Origin of the sequence: Dyadobacter sp. CY323 (genome assembly GCF_021390245.1) — a bacterium.
In the GTDB taxonomy this organism is placed as follows: Bacteria; Bacteroidota; Bacteroidia; order Cytophagales; family Spirosomataceae; genus Dyadobacter.
Map to the genome: position 1 here is coordinate 230,542 of NZ_JAJUXH010000003.1, position 17,517 is coordinate 248,058.

At 43.0% G+C, this 17,517-nt stretch carries 18 protein-coding genes; 10 read left to right on the forward strand and 8 right to left on the reverse strand.

The window, feature by feature from the left end; translation table 11 throughout:
• Positions 1 to 63: 63 nt before the first annotated feature.
• From LZG72_RS07125 to LZG72_RS07135, 3 genes are all read right to left on the reverse strand, one after another.
• Entirely contained in the window at positions 64 to 1,215 is a 1,152-nt protein-coding gene (locus LZG72_RS07125) for a TlpA disulfide reductase family protein (protein ID WP_233869443.1), read from the reverse strand.
• A gap of 29 nt (positions 1,216 to 1,244) precedes the next feature.
• Positions 1,245 to 2,741: an Asp-tRNA(Asn)/Glu-tRNA(Gln) amidotransferase subunit GatB gene (gene gatB, locus LZG72_RS07130; protein WP_233869445.1), complete on the reverse strand. Its 1,497-nt coding sequence runs from the start codon at positions 2,739 to 2,741 to the stop codon at positions 1,245 to 1,247.
• Between the two features lie 87 nt (positions 2,742 to 2,828).
• Positions 2,829 to 3,386 (reverse strand): hypothetical protein, encoded by a 558-nt coding sequence (locus LZG72_RS07135; RefSeq protein ID WP_233869448.1) that lies wholly within the window; start codon positions 3,384 to 3,386, stop codon positions 2,829 to 2,831.
• 274 nt (positions 3,387 to 3,660) lie between these two features.
• Between LZG72_RS07135 and rpmG the strand changes: the two genes are divergently transcribed.
• From rpmG to LZG72_RS07160, 6 genes are all read left to right on the forward strand, one after another.
• On the forward strand, positions 3,661 to 3,843 hold the full coding sequence (rpmG, locus tag LZG72_RS07140; protein WP_031528413.1) for a 50S ribosomal protein L33: 183 nt from the start codon (positions 3,661 to 3,663) through the stop codon (positions 3,841 to 3,843).
• Between the two features lie 27 nt (positions 3,844 to 3,870).
• On the forward strand, positions 3,871 to 4,023 hold the full coding sequence (locus tag LZG72_RS07145) for a DUF4295 domain-containing protein (RefSeq protein WP_149639761.1): 153 nt from the start codon (positions 3,871 to 3,873) through the stop codon (positions 4,021 to 4,023).
• A 156-nt stretch (positions 4,024 to 4,179) separates the two neighbouring features.
• Positions 4,180 to 5,142 (forward strand): signal recognition particle-docking protein FtsY, encoded by a 963-nt coding sequence (gene ftsY, locus LZG72_RS07150; RefSeq protein ID WP_233869450.1) that lies wholly within the window; start codon positions 4,180 to 4,182, stop codon positions 5,140 to 5,142.
• A 220-nt stretch (positions 5,143 to 5,362) separates the two neighbouring features.
• Entirely contained in the window at positions 5,363 to 5,638 is a 276-nt protein-coding gene (locus LZG72_RS29410; RefSeq protein WP_409017672.1) for a type II toxin-antitoxin system RelE/ParE family toxin, read from the forward strand.
• 108 nt (positions 5,639 to 5,746) lie between these two features.
• Complete coding sequence (gene rimO, locus LZG72_RS07155; RefSeq protein WP_233869453.1) at positions 5,747 to 7,057, forward strand: 30S ribosomal protein S12 methylthiotransferase RimO; 1,311 nt, start codon at positions 5,747 to 5,749, stop codon at positions 7,055 to 7,057.
• A 70-nt stretch (positions 7,058 to 7,127) separates the two neighbouring features.
• Positions 7,128 to 7,604, forward strand: a complete 477-nt coding sequence (locus LZG72_RS07160) for a DUF4293 domain-containing protein (RefSeq protein WP_233869456.1) — start codon at positions 7,128 to 7,130, stop codon at positions 7,602 to 7,604.
• Between the two features lie 96 nt (positions 7,605 to 7,700).
• On the opposite strand, the gene LZG72_RS07165 is transcribed toward LZG72_RS07160, so the two are convergent.
• On the reverse strand, positions 7,701 to 8,675 hold the full coding sequence (locus LZG72_RS07165; protein ID WP_233869459.1) for an SIS domain-containing protein: 975 nt from the start codon (positions 8,673 to 8,675) through the stop codon (positions 7,701 to 7,703).
• 96 nt (positions 8,676 to 8,771) lie between these two features.
• Between LZG72_RS07165 and recQ the strand changes: the two genes are divergently transcribed.
• The 4 genes from recQ to LZG72_RS07185 all read left to right on the forward strand — a co-directional run bounded on the left by recQ (position 8,772) and on the right by LZG72_RS07185 (position 14,813).
• The gene (gene recQ / locus LZG72_RS07170; RefSeq protein ID WP_233869461.1) at positions 8,772 to 10,985 is read left to right on the forward strand and encodes a DNA helicase RecQ; all 2,214 of its coding nucleotides are present in this window, start codon (positions 8,772 to 8,774) and stop codon (positions 10,983 to 10,985) included.
• A 53-nt stretch (positions 10,986 to 11,038) separates the two neighbouring features.
• Positions 11,039 to 12,328 (forward strand): phosphoribosylamine--glycine ligase, encoded by a 1,290-nt coding sequence (gene purD / locus LZG72_RS07175; RefSeq protein ID WP_233869465.1) that lies wholly within the window; start codon positions 11,039 to 11,041, stop codon positions 12,326 to 12,328.
• Positions 12,329 to 12,445: 117 nt separating this feature from the next.
• Positions 12,446 to 13,549, forward strand: coding sequence for a stage 0 sporulation family protein (locus LZG72_RS07180; RefSeq protein WP_409017674.1), 1,104 nt, complete (start codon positions 12,446 to 12,448; stop codon positions 13,547 to 13,549).
• A 70-nt stretch (positions 13,550 to 13,619) separates the two neighbouring features.
• Positions 13,620 to 14,813 carry an anhydro-N-acetylmuramic acid kinase gene (locus tag LZG72_RS07185; RefSeq protein ID WP_233869471.1) on the forward strand — a complete coding sequence of 398 codons (1,194 nt, stop codon included), beginning with the start codon at positions 13,620 to 13,622 and terminating at the stop codon, positions 14,811 to 14,813.
• Between the two features lie 29 nt (positions 14,814 to 14,842).
• On the opposite strand, the gene LZG72_RS07190 is transcribed toward LZG72_RS07185, so the two are convergent.
• The 4 genes from LZG72_RS07190 to LZG72_RS07205 form a co-directional block, all read right to left on the reverse strand.
• Positions 14,843 to 15,520, reverse strand: a complete 678-nt coding sequence (locus LZG72_RS07190) for a hypothetical protein (RefSeq protein ID WP_233869474.1) — start codon at positions 15,518 to 15,520, stop codon at positions 14,843 to 14,845.
• A gap of 504 nt (positions 15,521 to 16,024) precedes the next feature.
• Entirely contained in the window at positions 16,025 to 16,561 is a 537-nt protein-coding gene (locus tag LZG72_RS07195) for a hypothetical protein (protein WP_233869477.1), read from the reverse strand.
• 163 nt (positions 16,562 to 16,724) lie between these two features.
• Positions 16,725 to 17,030, reverse strand: a complete 306-nt coding sequence (locus tag LZG72_RS07200) for a hypothetical protein (RefSeq protein ID WP_233869480.1) — start codon at positions 17,028 to 17,030, stop codon at positions 16,725 to 16,727.
• Positions 17,031 to 17,293: 263 nt separating this feature from the next.
• On the reverse strand, positions 17,294 to 17,512 hold the full coding sequence (locus LZG72_RS07205; protein WP_233869483.1) for a hypothetical protein: 219 nt from the start codon (positions 17,510 to 17,512) through the stop codon (positions 17,294 to 17,296).
• Positions 17,513 to 17,517 lie beyond the last annotated feature (5 nt).

The following is a 17,517-nucleotide window of genomic DNA, read 5'->3' on the forward strand; positions in this document are numbered from 1 at the left end:
TACGCACAAAAAAATCCGTAAGACGGTCTCACGGATTTTAGTATTATTTAACCAAAAGTGAAATTATTGCGCTCCGAGCAGCTCAGTCAGCTTCGTTTCCAAAGCCGGGCCTCGTAAGTTTTTGGCAATGATCTTGCCATCTTTATCCAACAAAAAGGTTGCGGGAATAGCATTCACACCATAAGCCTGGGCCACGCCCGAATTCCATTTTTTCAGTTCTGAACCATGCTGCCATTTCAGATTATCTTTCGTGATGGCGGTTTTCCAGGCCTTTTCGTTGTCATCGAGTGAAACTCCGAAGATATCAAAACCTTTATCTTTGAATTTATCATACATCCGCACCACATTCGGGTTTTCCATGCGGCATGGTCCGCACCACGATGCCCAGAAATCGATCAGCACAAACTTGCCTTTCAATGAAGATAATGCGATTGACTTTCCATCCGGGCTGGTCAACGTAAAATCGGGGGCCTGCTCGCCTACGGATACGCCCGCTATTCTTTTAATCCCACCGATAAACCCTTTTGCCAGCGTAGGAATCGGCTCTACTTTGGAATAATCGTCGGCCAATTTTCTCAAAACTTCCAAATCGTCTTCCGGGCGAAGGAAATTATTTGCTGTAAACAATGCCACCAGCGACGTTCCCATTTCAGGAATCAATTTTTTAATAATCCCTAACCGTTCCTGATCCGCTTTGGCAAATGACTGTTGAATTTCAGCGATCTTCTTCGAATCCTTTTTCTCCTCAGCTTTGGCATATTCTTCATTCCAGCCCGTGACTTTGGCCGCAAAATTTCGCATAAGCGCATCTACCTGAGCATAATACTCCATATTCTTCGATCCAGTCACTTCTGCTCCGCCACCTTTTCCATTGCTATCGCGACTAGTGCCGTCGGCAACTACCTTTAAATTCTCGCCACCTTCAACCAACAAAACCACTTTTTGGCGATCCGCGATATTCAGGGAGAAAAAAGTACCACGGTCTTTTTCAACTCCTTTAAGCAAAAAGCTTCCGTCAGCAGCCAGGAGTGCCGAATCCAGCTTGACGGACGATCCGCCTGCCGTAGATTGCATGAGTATTACCTTTTCCCCTTTTCCACCATTTTTGACCTTGCCGGAAACGGTAAAATCTTTGGGCGAAAGTTGCGCGATCGCATTCAGACTGAAAAACCCAATGCTGAAAACAAGTAGACCTTTTCTGATAATACCATTCATATTTTTAATGCTTTTATAAAAATGTGTGATCAATTAAGCTTTTGCGCCAGCAGTTGATTTACCACTTTCGGATCGGCGGTGTTGTTAGACTTTTTCATCACCTCTCCTACAAACAGCCCAATCAGTCCTTTTTTGCCCTTTTTATATGCTGCAACCTTATCCTGCATTGCGTTAATCACCTCATCTACCAACGATTCCAGCTCGTTTGTATTGCTGTTTTGAATCCAGTTATTTGAGGTAGCAATCTCTTTTGGCGTTCTCTCCGGCTGCGCAACAAGTAACGGGAAAATCTTCTGAGAGGCCACTGAATGGCTCACAACGCCCGATTCATTCAATTCTATTAATGCAGCCAGATTTTGAGCGCTCACCGGGAAAGATTCAATGTCCCCGCCATGATCATTCAAAAACGATTTCACCGGCCCCATTAACCAGTTTGATGCCGCTTTGTAAGACGAAGTTATTGAACATACTTTTTCAAAATATTCCGCCAGTTCTCTTGTGTCGGTCAATACCATGGCATCATAAACAGGTATACCGTAATCTGTTACAAACTTTTCGCGTAATTCATGAGGTAATGCAGGCATTGCATTTTTAATGCTGGCGAGCCATTCTTCTGACACCACAACCGGGCTCAGATCCGGGTCGGGGAAGTAACGATAATCGTTCATTGTTTCCTTTACACGCATTCCATAGGTCTGGCCGCTTTCCACGTCGAACATCCTGGTTTCCTGCTGCACCGCATCGCCACTTTCCAGCAGGGCAACCTGCCGTTTTTCTTCAAAGCCGATCGCCCGCATCATGTTGCGAATGGAGTTCATGTTCTTGATTTCCACCTTGGTACCATATTCGTCGGCGCCTTTTTTGCGAACGGAGACGTTCACATCACAACGTAACGAACCTTCTTCCATGTTTCCGTCACTAATTCGCAGATAGCGTACCAAACGGCGAATTTCAGTTACAAATGCACCCGTTTCCTCAGCCGATCTAAGGTCCGGTTCGGATACCATTTCCACTAATGGAGTGCCTGCCCGGTTATAATCAAGCAACGTTTCGGTATAACTTCCGTCATGCACCGATTTTCCCGCGTCTTCTTCGAGGTGAATGTGATGGAACCGGATCACTTTCTCAATATTCTGACCGTCTGAATCTTTAATGGATATAGTAACTCCTCCATTTTCACAGATTGGTTTCTTATCCTGAGAGATCTGATATCCTTTTGGAAGATCGGGATAAAAGTAGTTTTTCCGGTCAAATATTGTTTTCCGGCTGATCGAACATCCACAGGCAAGTCCCAAACGCACCGCATATTCGACTGCCTTTTTATTTATTTTGGGTAAAGTGCCCGGTAATGCGAGCGTGAGCGGGCCGATGTTGGTATTCGGTTCCGCACCGAAAAGATTGTAATCCCGGGCAAAAAGCTTTGAGTCTGTTAATAATTGACAATGTACTTCAAGTCCGATTACGGTTTCATAAGCGGTCAGAAGTTCATCGGATATATCAGAAGGGTGCAAGGTGTTTTGAATCATCTTTTAATTACAAATGCATTCGCAAAGATACAAATACGGGCCGTCCATAGCATGAACGGCCCGTATTTTCTGTTTTATATGAGATTGTTACAATCCGTTGATCCAGTTGGCAATGACAACAATATCCGCTTTTGGAACGTGGGGCAAAGGTGCCATTGGAGGATATCCAGGCCAATGTTCCGGCTTCGGATTATGTACCAATTCTACGATCTGATCTGCGGTATATTTCTTTTTAGCTACCTCTGAATAGGCCGGGCCAATTACTTTATCATAAGCCTGGTGGCAAGCAAAGCACGCATGTTTGTTGAGCAATGCAGAAACGTCCGCTGGAACAGGTTTACGTTTCGGTGCTGCTGCGGGAGCTGCTGTTGGCGCTGCTGCTACCGCTGCGGTATCTCCGCTTTTCGCCGCGCCTGAATCCGATGTTACGGCAGCCGGAGTTGCTGCTGCAGGAGTCGCTGCTGCCTTTTCAGCCTCGATTTTCCTGTCATTTTCAAGCTTTACAAGTGATGTTTCTTCTCTCGACTTGCTGCCTGATCCATAATAATGGTCATATTTTTCACGGTCTTCCTTTGAAGAACATCCGATAAAGACTGAAACTACCAAGGCAATGAAAGCCAAAGAAGTACTTTTTTTGAGTGTCATTGTTTTCAATTTTAAGAATTTCGCCAGATTAAGGTTAATATTTGAATCGCCACACGAAGAAAGCATGTTTGGATTAGAATTCCCTAATAATCGTACCAGAAATTACCAGCCCGTTAACAGATCTGCTGCGATAGTCTTTTGTACGACAAGTCGTTAGATGCGACACAATCGATGGTTAATACGAGATTTTTTTCACCATTATTTGACATAAATTATTGTATTAAAATTAAATGTTGTTACTTTTGCACTCCTATTTGTAAAAACGATTAAAGCAATGGCTAAGAAAGGCAATAGAGTACAGGTCATATTGGAATGCACAGAACAGAAAGACAGCGGTGTTCCGGGCATGTCACGTTACGTGACTACAAAGAATCGGAAAAATACGCCAGGCCGTATGGAGTTGAAAAAATTCAATTCTTTCCTGAGACGCTATACCATCCACAAAGAAATTAAATAAGTTTCACAACTTTAATAATATACAGACATGGCAAAGAAAGTAGTTGCTACCCTGAAAAAAGAAGGCGGTAAATCATTTGCCAAAGTGATTAAAGCCGTAAGATCTCCAAAAACAGGAGCTTATACCTTTAAAGAAGAAATCGTACCTCTGGACGGTGTTCAAGGCGCATTGAAAAACTAGTCTTCGGCTGCGGCGCTCAGACTGACATTGTTCGGCTTCACTAAGATTAATATTGATATTATCACACTGAGCGAGTCGAAGTGCGATCTTGAGTTGATTAAAAGTCCCAAACGGGACTTTTTTTGTTTTATTTTTGAACCATAAACATGCCGTGATATGAGTTTATTTGGTTTTTTTTCAAAGGAAAAAAAGGAAACGTTAGATAAAGGTCTGGAAAAAACAAAGGATAGCTTTTTTGGCAAATTGTCGAAAGCTATTATAGGAAAAACGACCATTGATGAAGAAGTTCTCGATGAACTTGAAGATATTCTGGTGAGTTCCGATGTCGGAGTTGAAACTACGGTGAAGGTGATCAGACGCATCGAGGAACGGGTTGCCAGAGATAAATATGCTACCACGGCCGAGCTTGATGGCATACTTCGTGAAGAAATTGCTGCATTACTTACTGAAAATAAGTCTGTTGACATAAAAGACAGTTTCGAGACCGAGCATTTACCAAAACCTTATGTGATTATGGTTGTTGGGGTAAATGGCGTCGGCAAAACCACTACGATCGGGAAGCTTGCACACCAATTTCATCAACGTGGGCATAAAGTGGTGTTAGGCGCTGCCGATACGTTCCGGGCAGCCGCTGTGGACCAGTTGAAGTTATGGGGAAAGCGTGTGGACGTTCCCGTAATCGATCACGGAATGAACACGGATCCATCCGCAGTGGCCTACGATGCATTGAAAAAAGGAACGGAAACCGGCGCAGATGTGATCATCATTGATACCGCCGGACGCTTGCACACGAAAGTCAACCTGATGAATGAACTTTCGAAGATCAAACGGGTGATGCAGAAGATCATCCCGGATGCACCTCACGAAGTTTTGTTGGTACTCGATGGCAGTACAGGTCAAAACGCGGTTATTCAGGCTCGCGAGTTTACAAAAGTAACTGAGATCACAGCTCTGGCCATTACTAAACTGGACGGAACTGCTAAAGGTGGCGTAGTAATCGGCATTTCCGATGAATTCAAGATTCCCGTGAAATACATCGGAGTTGGAGAGAAAATGGAAGATCTGCAGGTATTTGACAGAGATGAGTTTGTGGATTCGTTGTTTAAGAAAATAGGTTGACCGGATTTAGCTTTTATCTTTGATTATGGGCAAAATAAAACATCCAGAAAAAATCTTGCAGTTCCCGGGGCTCCGTTGAGTCAGGAGGAATTTTCTTTGATGATCGGAGAAGCAGAGAAAGGGCCATTTTATTCCGTCGAGCAAGCAGCAAAAAAAATAGATAGTTGGAAGTCGAAAATCGAGAAGTAGTCTTCAGTACCGAGGCAGTATCTAGTCTGGAATGTATATACGGTACGGCTGTGAAACATTCTCGCCAGCCTCTTCTGCCCTATTTATTGATGAATTGTTCTCCAAAATCAAAACACTTGTTACCGAATTTCTTCATCATCTCGAATGCCGTTACCTGGTAACTAAATCAAAACGATATCGCAATCTGCGGTTTGGAGGCTATCTGGTTGTCCATAAGGTAACAAAGGAAAGAATCGAAGTTCTGAATGTCTTACACTCCAGCCGGAGCATTGGTGCAATCAAATCCGTCAGAAAAATCAATATCTAACAAATAAACAGAACTTTGCCTTGGGATTACAGGTTCATAATCTGCCTCTTAATGCAATTCAAGTTATTCACAAAAAGCTAAAAGCTAAACCGCTGATAGCTAACATCAATGAAAACAAAAGGAATAGTAAAAAACAAAGTCAATATTGTGACACTGGGTTGTTCCAAAAACCTGGTGGACTCGGAAGTTTTATACACACAGCTGAAAGGAAATGGCTTTAATGTGGCGCACGAGTCTAAAAAGGATGATTCTCAGATTGTAGTGATCAACACCTGCGGCTTTATCGATAATGCAAAGGAAGAATCGATCAATACGATCTTGCGTTATGCCGATGCAAAAGCAGCGGGAATGGTCGATAAAGTGTATGTGACTGGCTGTTTATCACACCGTTACAAAGATGAACTTTCGGTTGAAATCCCGACCGTAGATGCTTGGTTTGGAACAAATGAACTTCCCCGTTTGCTCAAAACGCTGAAAGCGGATTACAAACACGAACTCGTCGGCGAGCGTCTGCTCACTACTCCAACACATTATGCCTACCTCAAAATTGCCGAAGGTTGTGACCGTCCATGCAGTTTCTGCGCGATCCCGATCATGCGCGGCGGGCACATTTCCAGGCCGATCGATGAATTGGTGAAAGAAGCCAGATCTCTCGCAAAAAGAGGCACCAAAGAACTGATACTCATCGCACAAGACCTTACTTATTATGGTCTTGATATTTATAAAAAGAGAAACCTATCCGATCTGCTAGCACAACTTTCCGATGTGGAAGGCATTGAATGGATCCGTCTGCAGTATGCCTATCCGGCCGGATTCCCGATGGATATTCTCGACATTATGAACGAACGCAGCAACATTTGCAAATACCTGGATATGCCGCTGCAAGCAGGTTCTACGGAAATTTTAAAATCCATGCGCAGGGGGATTACACGTGAAAAAACCGAGGCATTAATTTACAGCATTCGGGACAAAGTTCCAGGAATTACATTGCGTACCACACTGATCGTCGGCCACCCGGGCGAAACAGAATCTCTGTTTGATGAAACCTACGATTTTGTTGAAAAAATGCGTTTTGACCGTTTGGGTGCATTTCAGTATTCGCATGAGGACAATACACATTCCTTCACCATGCCGGACGATATTCCTGCGGAGATCAAGCAGGAACGTGCCGATGCGATCATGGAATTGCAACAAGGAATTTCTTACGAATTGAACCAGCGAAAAATCGGTAATACATACAAAGTACTTTTCGATCGGAAAGAAGGTGGGCATTTTATTGGAAGAACTGAATTTGACTCTCCCGAAGTGGATAACGAGGTGTTGGTTCCGGCAAGTCAGTATGTGAGGCTGGGCGATTTTGCCCATGTCAAGATTACCTCAGCAGAAGAGTTTGATTTGTACGGAGAAGTGATTTCCTGATTTGCTTCTTAAGCTAATGCCGCGTTAGTAAATTTGCGGCATATCCATTCAAAGAATAATATTAAAACACATGTTACAACGAATCCAAAGCATTTTCCTGGCGATCTCGATTATAGGAATGGGCCTTTTTCTGGCGTTGCCGATCTGGACCAAAGTTGCCGCTGACGGTGTACAAAAAGCGGAACTTACCGCCATTAAGCTTACCCACCAGATCAATGCAACGCAATCCAATATTCAGCCGGTTTACTACCTCATAATCCTCGCGATTTTAGTCGCTGGTATTGCTGCGTACGCCATTTTTCAGTTCCGGAACCGCGTTTTACAATCCGCATTATGCGCGGTAAATTCAATCGTAATGACGGTGATTATGGGTTTGGTGATCTATTTTACATTTTATAAAACAGCCAAACTATTTGATCCTGAGCTACCTGGGAAATATGAATTCGGGTTTTACGGATTGGTAGGCTCGATGCTGGCCAATGTGTTTGCAAACCGTTTTATCAGAAAAGACGAACGCGTTGTGCAGCAATCGAAGAGATTCAGGTAATTAGAATTGTCAATCTGAGTGCTGATTAGAATTGTCAGCCTGAGCGGAGTCGAAGGCATTGTGCACCATGCCTTCGACTCCGCTCAGGCTGACAATTTAAACCAATCCCTCCCTCAGCAAATCGTGCAGGTGTACAAACCCGACTGCACAGCCCTCTTCCACTACTACCACCTGCGTAATACTTCTGGATTGCATTACTTCCAGTGCTTTCACTGCATATTCATCGGCTTCTACGCTAATGGGCGATTTTGTCATAATGTCGGAAGCTCTCAACTGCAGAATACCATTTCCATCGTGTTCTTTGAGCATTCTCCGCAGATCGCCATCGGTGATAATGCCGATCATTTGTCCGGCTGCATCGTTCACAGCCGTCGCCCCCAGCCTTTTTGAGGTCATTTCTAAAATAACTTCCTGTAAAGTAGCATATGCACTGACCACCGGCAATGCATTATGCGGGTAAATGTCACATACTTTCAGGTAAAGCCTTTTTCCCAAAGAACCTCCTGGATGATATCTCGCAAAGTCGTCGTGGGTAAAACCGCGTGCCTCCAAAAGACAAATGGCGAGTGCGTCGCCCAACGCCATGGCTACCGATGTGCTCGTGGTGGGTGCCAGATTTAATGGATCAGCCTCCTTTGGTGTGAATGCGTGGAGAATAAAATTGCTATTTTTTGCCAGGTAAGACTCTCTGTTACTGACCATTGCGATCATGGTAACACCTGTGCGTTTCAGTAATGGAACAAGTACTTTTATCTCGGCAGTATCGCCGCTTTTGGAAATAACCAAAACCACGTCGTTATCCTGTATCATCCCCAGATCACCATGAATGGCGTCGGCCGCATGCATGAACAATGCAGGTGTTCCGGTTGAATTCAGAGTGGCTACGATCTTCTGTCCGACGATCGCACTTTTGCCCACGCCTGAAATGACGACACGCCCTCCGGAGTTTAAAATTGCATATACGCAGTTTTCAAATTCATCGTCAATCAATTCAACAATTTTATGCAATGCTTCTGCCTCCTGCCGTATTACTTCTTTTGCTATTGACTGAATATTTTTTATTAATTTCAAATCTGAAACACAGTTTAAAGGGATAGAATCCGGATTTTTCAATTTCCAAAAAAGCAAAGATACAGAAGTTTGGGATAACCATTTTGTTAACAGAGTATGGTAAAGCAGGTTGATCATGTCGTATTAGACACGTTAAAAGAAAAGCTCAAAGAAATATTTGGATATAGTCAGTTCCGCGGTGACCAAGAGGTAATTATTCAAAACATACTCCTCGGTAAAAATACATTTGTGATCATGCCCACGGGAGCTGGCAAATCCCTTTGCTACCAACTCCCTGCTCTCGTTAGTGAAGGATTGACGATTGTGATTTCACCGCTTATTGCCCTGATGAAAAATCAGGTTGACCAGCTTACCGCTTTTGGAATTAATGCCCAGTTTCTAAATTCTACCCTCACCAAAGCAGAAATGACCCGTGTGAAAACGGATGCTTTGGACGGAACCCTTAAACTGCTTTACATTGCTCCCGAATCGCTTACCAAAGAAGATAACCTAGACTTTCTCAAAAAAGCAAATATATCCTTCGTAGCCATCGATGAGGCACATTGTATCTCAGAATGGGGCCACGATTTCAGGCCGGAATACCGCCGGATTTACGGTATCATTGAGAATATCGGTCAGCTCCCGATCATTGCTTTAACTGCGACTGCCACTCCAAAAGTGCAGCAGGATATCCGGAAGAACCTTCAAATGGAGGAAGCCGAAACGTTTAAGTCGTCTTTCAACCGCAAGAATCTATACTACGAAATACGCCCGAAAAAGGATGTTAAAAAGCAGCTGATCCGTTACGTCAGGAATAACAAAGGCAAGTCGGGGATTGTGTATTGCCTCAGCCGCAAGACCGTTGAAGAGGTTGCCGAGCTGCTGACCGTGAACGACGTTCGTGCATTACCGTATCATGCCGGACTGGATAGTAATACCCGAATGGCTAATCAGGATGCATTCCTCAATGAAGAGGCGGACGTGATCGTCGCAACTATTGCTTTTGGAATGGGGATCGACAAGCCGGATGTGCGTTTTGTAATCCATTATGATGTTCCAAAGTCCCTGGAAGGATATTACCAGGAAACAGGCCGGGCCGGACGCGATGGATTGGAAGGTAACTGCCTCATGTTTTACAGCTACGAGGATATTCAGAAACTCGAGAAGTTTAATAAGGATAAAACCGTTACCGAGCGTGATAATGCACGCCATTTGCTGAACGAGATGGTTGCCTACTCGAGTCTCGGCGTTTGCCGTCGGAGGCAGCTTTTAAGCTATTTCGGTGAATATCTGGAAAAGGATTGCGGTTTTTGTGACAACTGCATTAAGCCAACCGAAAAAAGCAAAGTACAGGAAGATGTGATCCTGGTTTTGAAAACGGTACATTTAACCGAGCAACGATTTGATGCAGAACACATTGCAGACGTTTTAACAGCAACTGAAAATCAATACGTAAAAAGCTACGAGCACGATCAGCTCGATGTGTATGGGAAAGGATTAGAGTTGAATGAGTCCCGCGACTATTGGATCTCAACCATCAGGCAACTGGTTATCCTGAACTATCTTGAAAAAGACATCGAAAATTACGGGGTGATCAAGCTCGGAGAAAAAGGGGCAAACTACCTTGTCGACCCCTACCAGGTTACGCTTTACAAGGATCATAATTTCGATGAGGAGGAAGTGAAGCCGGAGGATGACGACAAGGATGCCGCGTCGGGTACCGGCAGCGCCCACGCTTACGATGAAGCACTTCTGGGAATGCTTAAAGCATTGCGCAAGAAAGTAGCAAAAGAGAAGAATCTGCCTCCATACGTTATTTTCCAGGATCCGTCGCTGGAGGAAATGGCGACTACCTACCCGACTACCCAGCAAGAAATGGCCCAAATTAATGGTGTCGGAATGGGTAAGGTGCAGAAATTTGGCCGGCAGTTTATCGATACCATTACACGTTATGTGGAGGAAAACGAGATTGAGACCGCCAAAGACGTTGTCATTAAATCGACTGTTAATAAGTCTAAAATAAAGATCTTTATCATTCAGCAGGTCGACCGCAAGGTAAGTCTGGATGAAATAGCAGAAGTAAAGGACCTGGACCTTGCCGATGTGATTGAAGAAGTTGAGCACATTTGTTACTCCGGTACAAAGCTGAACTTGGATTACTACATCAATCAGGTGATCGACAGGGAACGGCAGCAGGACATATATGACTACTTCATGACTGCAGAAACCGACAATATCGCCGTTGCATTGGATGAATTTTCGAATGATGAAATCAGTGAAGAAGAATTACGTCTGATGCGTATCAAATTTTTATCAGAACTCGCTAACTAATCTAAACCCAACCTCCGACAACCTGAAACGGTTAGCGAATTTTAAACCAGTTTATGAATATACTCATCTTGGGATCCGGCGGACGCGAGCATGCCTTCGCCTGGAAAATATCCCAAAGCCCTCTTTGTGACACCTTATTTGTTGCTCCCGGTAATGCAGGGACAGCAAGTGTAGCTACCAACCTATCTATTTCTTACAATGATTTTGATGCAATAGCCCATGCGGTCATTGACAATAAAATTGAGCTGGTCATCGTCGGACCGGAAGAACCGCTGGTGAATGGCGTCGTTGATTATTTCGAATCGAGAGAAGCGCTATCACATGTTAAGATCATAGGCCCTAATAAGGCAGGCGCTCAGTTGGAAGGAAGTAAGGATTTTTCAAAGCAGTTTATGCAGAAATATGGCATTCCAACTGCATCTTCCAGAACATTTACGGCGGAAACACTTGAAATAGGGCTCGAATATCTCGAAAGTCACCCGCTGCCGATCGTTCTGAAAGCCGATGGACTTGCGGCCGGCAAAGGTGTTATCATTGCAGAAAAACACACCGAGGCAGAGCAGGCATTTAAAGAAATGCTTATCGAGGGAAAATTTGGGGATGCGGGAAATAAGGTAGTAGTTGAACAATTCCTCAAAGGGATAGAATTGTCGGTGTTTGTACTTACAGACGGAGAACATTACAAGATCCTTCCCGAAGCAAAAGACTATAAACGCATTGGCGAAAACGATACAGGTCTGAATACAGGCGGAATGGGCGCAGTTTCGCCAGTGGCCTTTGCGGATGCAAATTTTTTAAGAAAAGTTGATGAAAAAGTGGTCAAACCGACGCTTAATGGGCTAAAAGCCGAAGGCATTAAATATGTCGGCTTTATTTTCATCGGATTGATGTTCATTAAAGGCGAGCCTTACGTTATTGAGTATAATGTGCGAATGGGTGACCCTGAGACAGAAGTTGTTGTTCCACGCATTCAGTCTGACTTTGCGATGCTGATGGCGTCGACAGCCAAAGGAACGCTGAATGATTTTGAATTGCAGATATCTCCGCAGGTAGCCGTTACCACCGTTGTGGTGTCGGGTGGCTATCCCGGAGAATACGAAAAAGGAAAGGTGATTTCCGGAAGTGAAAAAGTAGAAGACGTGTATTTATACCACGCTGGTACTACTTTTAATGGAAACACTGAAGTCGTGACAAATGGCGGACGGGTTATGGTATTGACCGGCCTGGCCAATTCACTTGAAAATGCAGTGCACAAATCGCAGCGTGCTGCGCAGGTTGTGCAATTTGAAGGTAAATACTTTCGTCATGATATAGGTGTGGATTTAATTCGTTATAACGATTGATGAAGGGATGTAATTATGGGATGTGGATCATGTTCATCCGGCGGATGCGGTTCTAACGGATCAGCGGCTGTCGGGTGTGGAAGCAAAGGAAATTGCGCGACAAGCGGATGCAATAAAATGAATGTTTTTGACTGGCTGAGCCATATGGATGTGCCGGCTAGTCAGCGCTTTGACGTTATTGAAGTTAAATTCAAAGGCGGACGAAAAGAATATTTCCGGAATATAAATCAGCTGGAATTTGTAACAGGCGACTACGTGGTCTGTGAAATGGCTTCGGGCCAGCATATAGGTACGGTTTCTCTTCAGGGAGAATTGGTAAGGCTTCAGATGAAGCGTAAAAATGTGGTGATCAGCGATGACTTGCACGTTGTGTACCGGATCGCCACGGAAAAAGATTTGGATAAACATACGCAGGCGATGGCCCGCGAAATGCCAACTTTGTATCGTACCAGAGAAATCATCAGAGAAATGAAGCTGAATATGAAGCTCTCTGATGTTGAATTTCAATCGGATAATACCAAAACCACGTTTTTCTATTCTTCGGAAGAACGTGTCGATTTTCGGGAGCTGATCAAATCACTAGCCTCTGAATTCAAAGTACGGATTGAAATGCGGCAGATCAGTTTACGACAGGAAGCAAGCCGCCTGGGTGGCCTCGGATCCTGTGGCCGTGAACTTTGCTGCTCGACCTGGCTGACCGATTTTAAGAACATTTCGACTTCTGCCGCGAGGTACCAGAATCTGTCTTTAAACCCCGCAAAACTTTCGGGGCAATGCGGAAGGCTGAAATGCTGCTTGAATTATGAACTGGAAACATACATCGATGCATTACGCGACATTCCGACCGTAGATGCTCCATTAAAAACCAAAAAAGGAGTGGCGACGCTTCAAAAAACCGATATCTTTAAAAAAATCATGTGGTTTGGTTTTGAAAAAGATACAAACTGGTACCCGGTGGCGATTGATAAGGTTTTAGAAATCATTGAGTTGAATAAAAAGGATATCATTCCTGAATCACTCGAGATCCTGACCCCACAAGCTGAAAAAAGTCTGGAAAAAGGTGCGGGGAAACTAAACAGCGACCTGGAAAATCTGGACAAAAAGTACAGCGAGGAGCAAAAGAAGAAGAAAAAGAAGAAAAACAGGTCCGGAAAAAATAAAAATCCGCAAAACAAGCCGCAGGCTTCTTCTTCGCCACAACAGCAGCAGCAGCAACAATAGCGTTGTTAACTTATAAAATAAATCGAAGTCAGGTCTTATCGCTTGACTTCTTTTTTTCTAAACCCAAAGTATGAAACAGCATGTAGAAAAGCTGCATGAAATCGCCAATCGCAAGTCGAGACGCATTATTGGGCTGATGTCCGGCACTTCACTGGACGGGTTGGATATAGCTGTGTGTAACATACAAGGCAGCGGCACACAAACCGTTCTGTCCCTCGAGAAATTTACTACGATACCCTATCAGGACAACTTTCGGGACCAGATCAGGAAAATTTTCGCCAAGCGTGAAATTGACTTTCAACAGTTGTGCCTGCTCAATCCATTCATCGGCGTTGAACACGGTAAAATGATTCTTGAATGTCTGGAACAATGGAACATCCCAGCTAACGAAATTGATTTGATCGCCAGTCACGGCCAAACGGTTTTTCATGCACCGCAAAAGCAGCATAGACTTCCGGATTTCCCAAATGCAACATTGCAGATCGGCGATGGTGATCACATTGCGGTTAAAACGGGCATTATTACGTTGAGCGATTTCCGGCAAAAGCATATTGCTGCGGGTGGCGAAGGTGCCCCGCTGGCTGTTTACGGCGATTATTTTCTTTTTTCAAAAAAAGGCGAAAACAGGATTTTACTGAATATGGGTGGCATCGCGAATTTTACCTATTTGCCCGCCAGCCTGGGTACCGAGGAAGTATTCACAACAGATACCGGCCCGGGCAATACCCTGCTCGACGCATATGCCCGACGATTCTTCCACAAATCGTATGACAAAGACGGCGAAATTGCCGCAACCGGTAAGGTAAACGAGACCCTGCTCAATGAGCTAAAATCATTATCCTTTTTCAAACTTCCATTTCCCAAGACAACCGGCCCGGAAGTTTTTAATTTTGACTACGTCGAATCCGCCATTCAAAAATCGAAACTAACTTCGCTTTCACGCCAGGATATCATTGCAACACTGACTGCATTAAGTGCGGATACCATCTCAGACGCGATACGGAGTGTGATGCCAGCCGATGAAGTTTTTAAGATTTATGCCAGCGGCGGTGGCGCACACAATGTAGTTTTAATGGCGCGTATCCGGGAAAATCTGAGTCGGCCAGTCCAGTTAATAGACGAACTCGGCGTAGCCGGCGATGCAAAAGAAGCTGTCTTATTTGCGGTTTTAGCAAACGAAGCCATCGCTGGAACCCAGTCTTTTTTTGGTAAAAAAGACGGTGTACCGGGGGTGAGTATGGGAAAAGTTTCGTTTCCAGGTTGATTGGTTGCTCATTGCACGATCTCAAAATACTATTTTCTCAGAACGGCTTTTACTCTGCCGGTCAAGTTAACATTCTTTGGATAAACCGGCCCGAGATGTGTGTTCCGGTCCATCATCATAAAACTGATGTCAAACCCGAGTTGGACTTCCCTGGTTAGCGTGTCATAGCTTTCAACATTGACGAAACTCAATTTACTTCTATCCAACTTGAACCGATCTTTGGGATTAGCACAATCCATTGTCGAAAAATTGATCGTAGCCGATTCAGACCGGCTCCCTGTCAGATATGCATTTAACACAGTTGTACCTTTCAAAGGCACCCGGATAAAGAAAAATTCCTTCAAGCAAGTACTTAGATTCATATTTTCCGAGAAAGCATTGATTACAAGCTGAACTTCTTTCACCTTGTTAGCCGTATCCAACGAATTAAAATCCTCAGCAGCAATCAGCATGTGCGGATAATGATTCCAAGTATGCCCATTAAAAGTAACATTCAGAACGCCGCCGACGACGTCTGGAATACTGGTCGTTATTTGACTTCCATCCATATTACGTGGGTATTCTCCATTGTAGGAAACGAAGTTGAATTTGTCCTCTTCCTTTTTACAGGAACTGATTAAAGCAATAAATAATAAGCCGGCAATAACAGGGTTAAGCATCCATTTCGAATGTCTTATCTGAGCGAATTGCTTCTCAATCGTTTTCATTAAAGTGCGGTTATAAAAAGAAACGTGACAATACTGCCAGTACCAGGATGCATAATCAATAATGGAAGGTTCTTTTTGAGGTGAAAAAAATTATCTGCCCGTTGCTGCTGATCCCCTAGTGCACATTCCTTAAATCATTCTCTACTTAGAAATGAATCTAAATATATTGTATAGAGCATGCCAAGTACCCAATTCCAATACTAACTTTATTGTACTATTATCTTCAATATTCAAATCCAAACCAGTACAGTTTTGTTTAAATAGCCGCTTCTTCCTGTGTTTCAGGCTTTTTAAACAGCCCAAAGAAGTCGCAAATCGTCTGTAATACTTCTTTTTACGGATCATCTGCTCACATACTATCCGGATTAATAAACCTTAATGGGTTATTACAGCCGTAAAAGTATGGAGACCAGCGCCTTGAAACATCGCTTAGCGGATCCACCACATTACGCCTCCCAATTACCAAGTCATAGAATTTTGCTTTGCCATCGTACTCATGTAAATTTATTTAGCTCCTACTAATACTAAATTACCTTTTTTGTCTAAAATTGCTCTGTCAACTAAAATGGTTGAATATTCCTTTTTTTCGTCATTCAAATAAATTAGTCTTTCCCTATTAAAAGAAGGATCGTCTACTTGATGGTAACCATATAAGTAACATTTACACGACTTGTCCAGGAAAACAGATGCGAGGTAATTATTATTCAAAAAGAGAACTTTATTTATGAATTCTTCCTTTTCTTCATTTGTGAAATTTCTGAACATTTTAACCGCTCCTATATTCAAGCTATCAGTATTACCTATCATCCTGTTATTAACATAGAAATTACTACTATCATCAAAGAAGTAATTATGCATCTCGTCTTTAATAGGTAATACTTTATCCATTAATTTATTCATCACCCTTAAACTTCCTTCTACTTCAATTACTGATTCCTTGAATTTAATACTATTCCTGTTAGTTTCTTCCGCGTTTTTACATTTGCTGGCAGTAATAATAAAAAGCACCAACACAGACATGTATATAATCATTTTTTTCATTTTTACTTATTACAACCTTGACTTATCATATGACTATCTCTTGGATCACATGCTAACCAAATAGTCAAAAAAAGCAAAGTATCATATATTTATGTAATACTCAATTAGTCTATCTGCCTACCGAAAATGCTTTGCGTCGCTTCATTCTCTTCGAGCCTGTGGATCATTCTTTGACGATTCGGTGCCCAGTAAACTGTTTCCAGGACCTATGTAGCAGTAGTCCCATTGCAAGCATAAAGATCAATAATGGAAGCCGCTTTTTGAGATTTGTGAAATTACCGGCCCATTCCTTTTTAGAAAGAGACTTTACTTTTACGAATAACAATGTGTAAATGATGCCCATGTTTATATAAAATGCACCCGTTCTCAACGTAAATTGCGGATATACGGCCCAGAGCAAAGCATTTAACAGCCAGCACATGAGCAATGCCCAATTGATAACTCTGATTCCGAAGATTGCATTCTTCATTGTCTTGTTTATTTACTGTTTCAAATATTGAGATGGGGTTGTAATTTGATTTTTGGCTCCCAATTGAAAACTCTCTTAAAGTAATTCACTTAACCCAAATGGAGTTTTCCAGCTGTTTTATTAACTTCCATTAATTAGATGGTGATTTAGGCATATCTGAGGTCTACGCCATTTCTGCCTTCATCGGGACAGAATAATACCCTGGATTTTTAGCAACTTTTTTCTGAGCTCGTAATAAGCCAAGACAGTTCTAGCCTGATCTTCTATTTCATCAATTGACTTTTTGCTTCAAATAACGCCGCTAATAGCGTGTCCAAATAAATATCCGATTGAACCTTTTCTTTAAAAAATTCAACCTTCATTCTATTCACGCCCTCCTCCTTTTGAACGATAGCAATTTCCTCGCCATTGATCCAAACGTATGCGACCAGTTCCTCGTAGTCAATTGGACTTCCTATTATTATTTGAAATTTATTTTCCATTTTCT

Excerpts from the sequence above, each read along its gene's own strand:
- LZG72_RS07125 (WP_233869443.1), bottom strand. The coding sequence starts at position 1,215 with ATGAATGGTATTATCAGAAAAGGTCTACTTGTTTTCAGCATTGGGTTT.
- gatB (WP_233869445.1), bottom strand. The coding sequence starts at position 2,741 with ATGATTCAAAACACCTTGCACCCTTCTGATATATCCGATGAACTTCTG.
- LZG72_RS07135 (WP_233869448.1), bottom strand. The coding sequence starts at position 3,386 with ATGACACTCAAAAAAAGTACTTCTTTGGCTTTCATTGCCTTGGTAGTT.
- rpmG (WP_031528413.1), top strand. The coding sequence starts at position 3,661 with ATGGCTAAGAAAGGCAATAGAGTACAGGTCATATTGGAATGCACAGAA.
- LZG72_RS07145 (WP_149639761.1), top strand. The coding sequence starts at position 3,871 with ATGGCAAAGAAAGTAGTTGCTACCCTGAAAAAAGAAGGCGGTAAATCA.
- ftsY (WP_233869450.1), top strand. The coding sequence starts at position 4,180 with ATGAGTTTATTTGGTTTTTTTTCAAAGGAAAAAAAGGAAACGTTAGAT.
- LZG72_RS29410 (WP_409017672.1), top strand. The coding sequence starts at position 5,363 with ATGTATATACGGTACGGCTGTGAAACATTCTCGCCAGCCTCTTCTGCC.
- rimO (WP_233869453.1), top strand. The coding sequence starts at position 5,747 with ATGAAAACAAAAGGAATAGTAAAAAACAAAGTCAATATTGTGACACTG.
- LZG72_RS07160 (WP_233869456.1), top strand. The coding sequence starts at position 7,128 with ATGTTACAACGAATCCAAAGCATTTTCCTGGCGATCTCGATTATAGGA.
- recQ (WP_233869461.1), top strand. The coding sequence starts at position 8,772 with ATGGTAAAGCAGGTTGATCATGTCGTATTAGACACGTTAAAAGAAAAG.
- purD (WP_233869465.1), top strand. The coding sequence starts at position 11,039 with ATGAATATACTCATCTTGGGATCCGGCGGACGCGAGCATGCCTTCGCC.
- LZG72_RS07180 (WP_409017674.1), top strand. The coding sequence starts at position 12,446 with ATGAATGTTTTTGACTGGCTGAGCCATATGGATGTGCCGGCTAGTCAG.
- LZG72_RS07185 (WP_233869471.1), top strand. The coding sequence starts at position 13,620 with ATGAAACAGCATGTAGAAAAGCTGCATGAAATCGCCAATCGCAAGTCG.
- LZG72_RS07190 (WP_233869474.1), bottom strand. The coding sequence starts at position 15,520 with ATGAAAACGATTGAGAAGCAATTCGCTCAGATAAGACATTCGAAATGG.
- LZG72_RS07195 (WP_233869477.1), bottom strand. The coding sequence starts at position 16,561 with ATGAAAAAAATGATTATATACATGTCTGTGTTGGTGCTTTTTATTATT.
- LZG72_RS07200 (WP_233869480.1), bottom strand. The coding sequence starts at position 17,030 with ATGAAGAATGCAATCTTCGGAATCAGAGTTATCAATTGGGCATTGCTC.
- LZG72_RS07205 (WP_233869483.1), bottom strand. The coding sequence starts at position 17,512 with ATGGAAAATAAATTTCAAATAATAATAGGAAGTCCAATTGACTACGAG.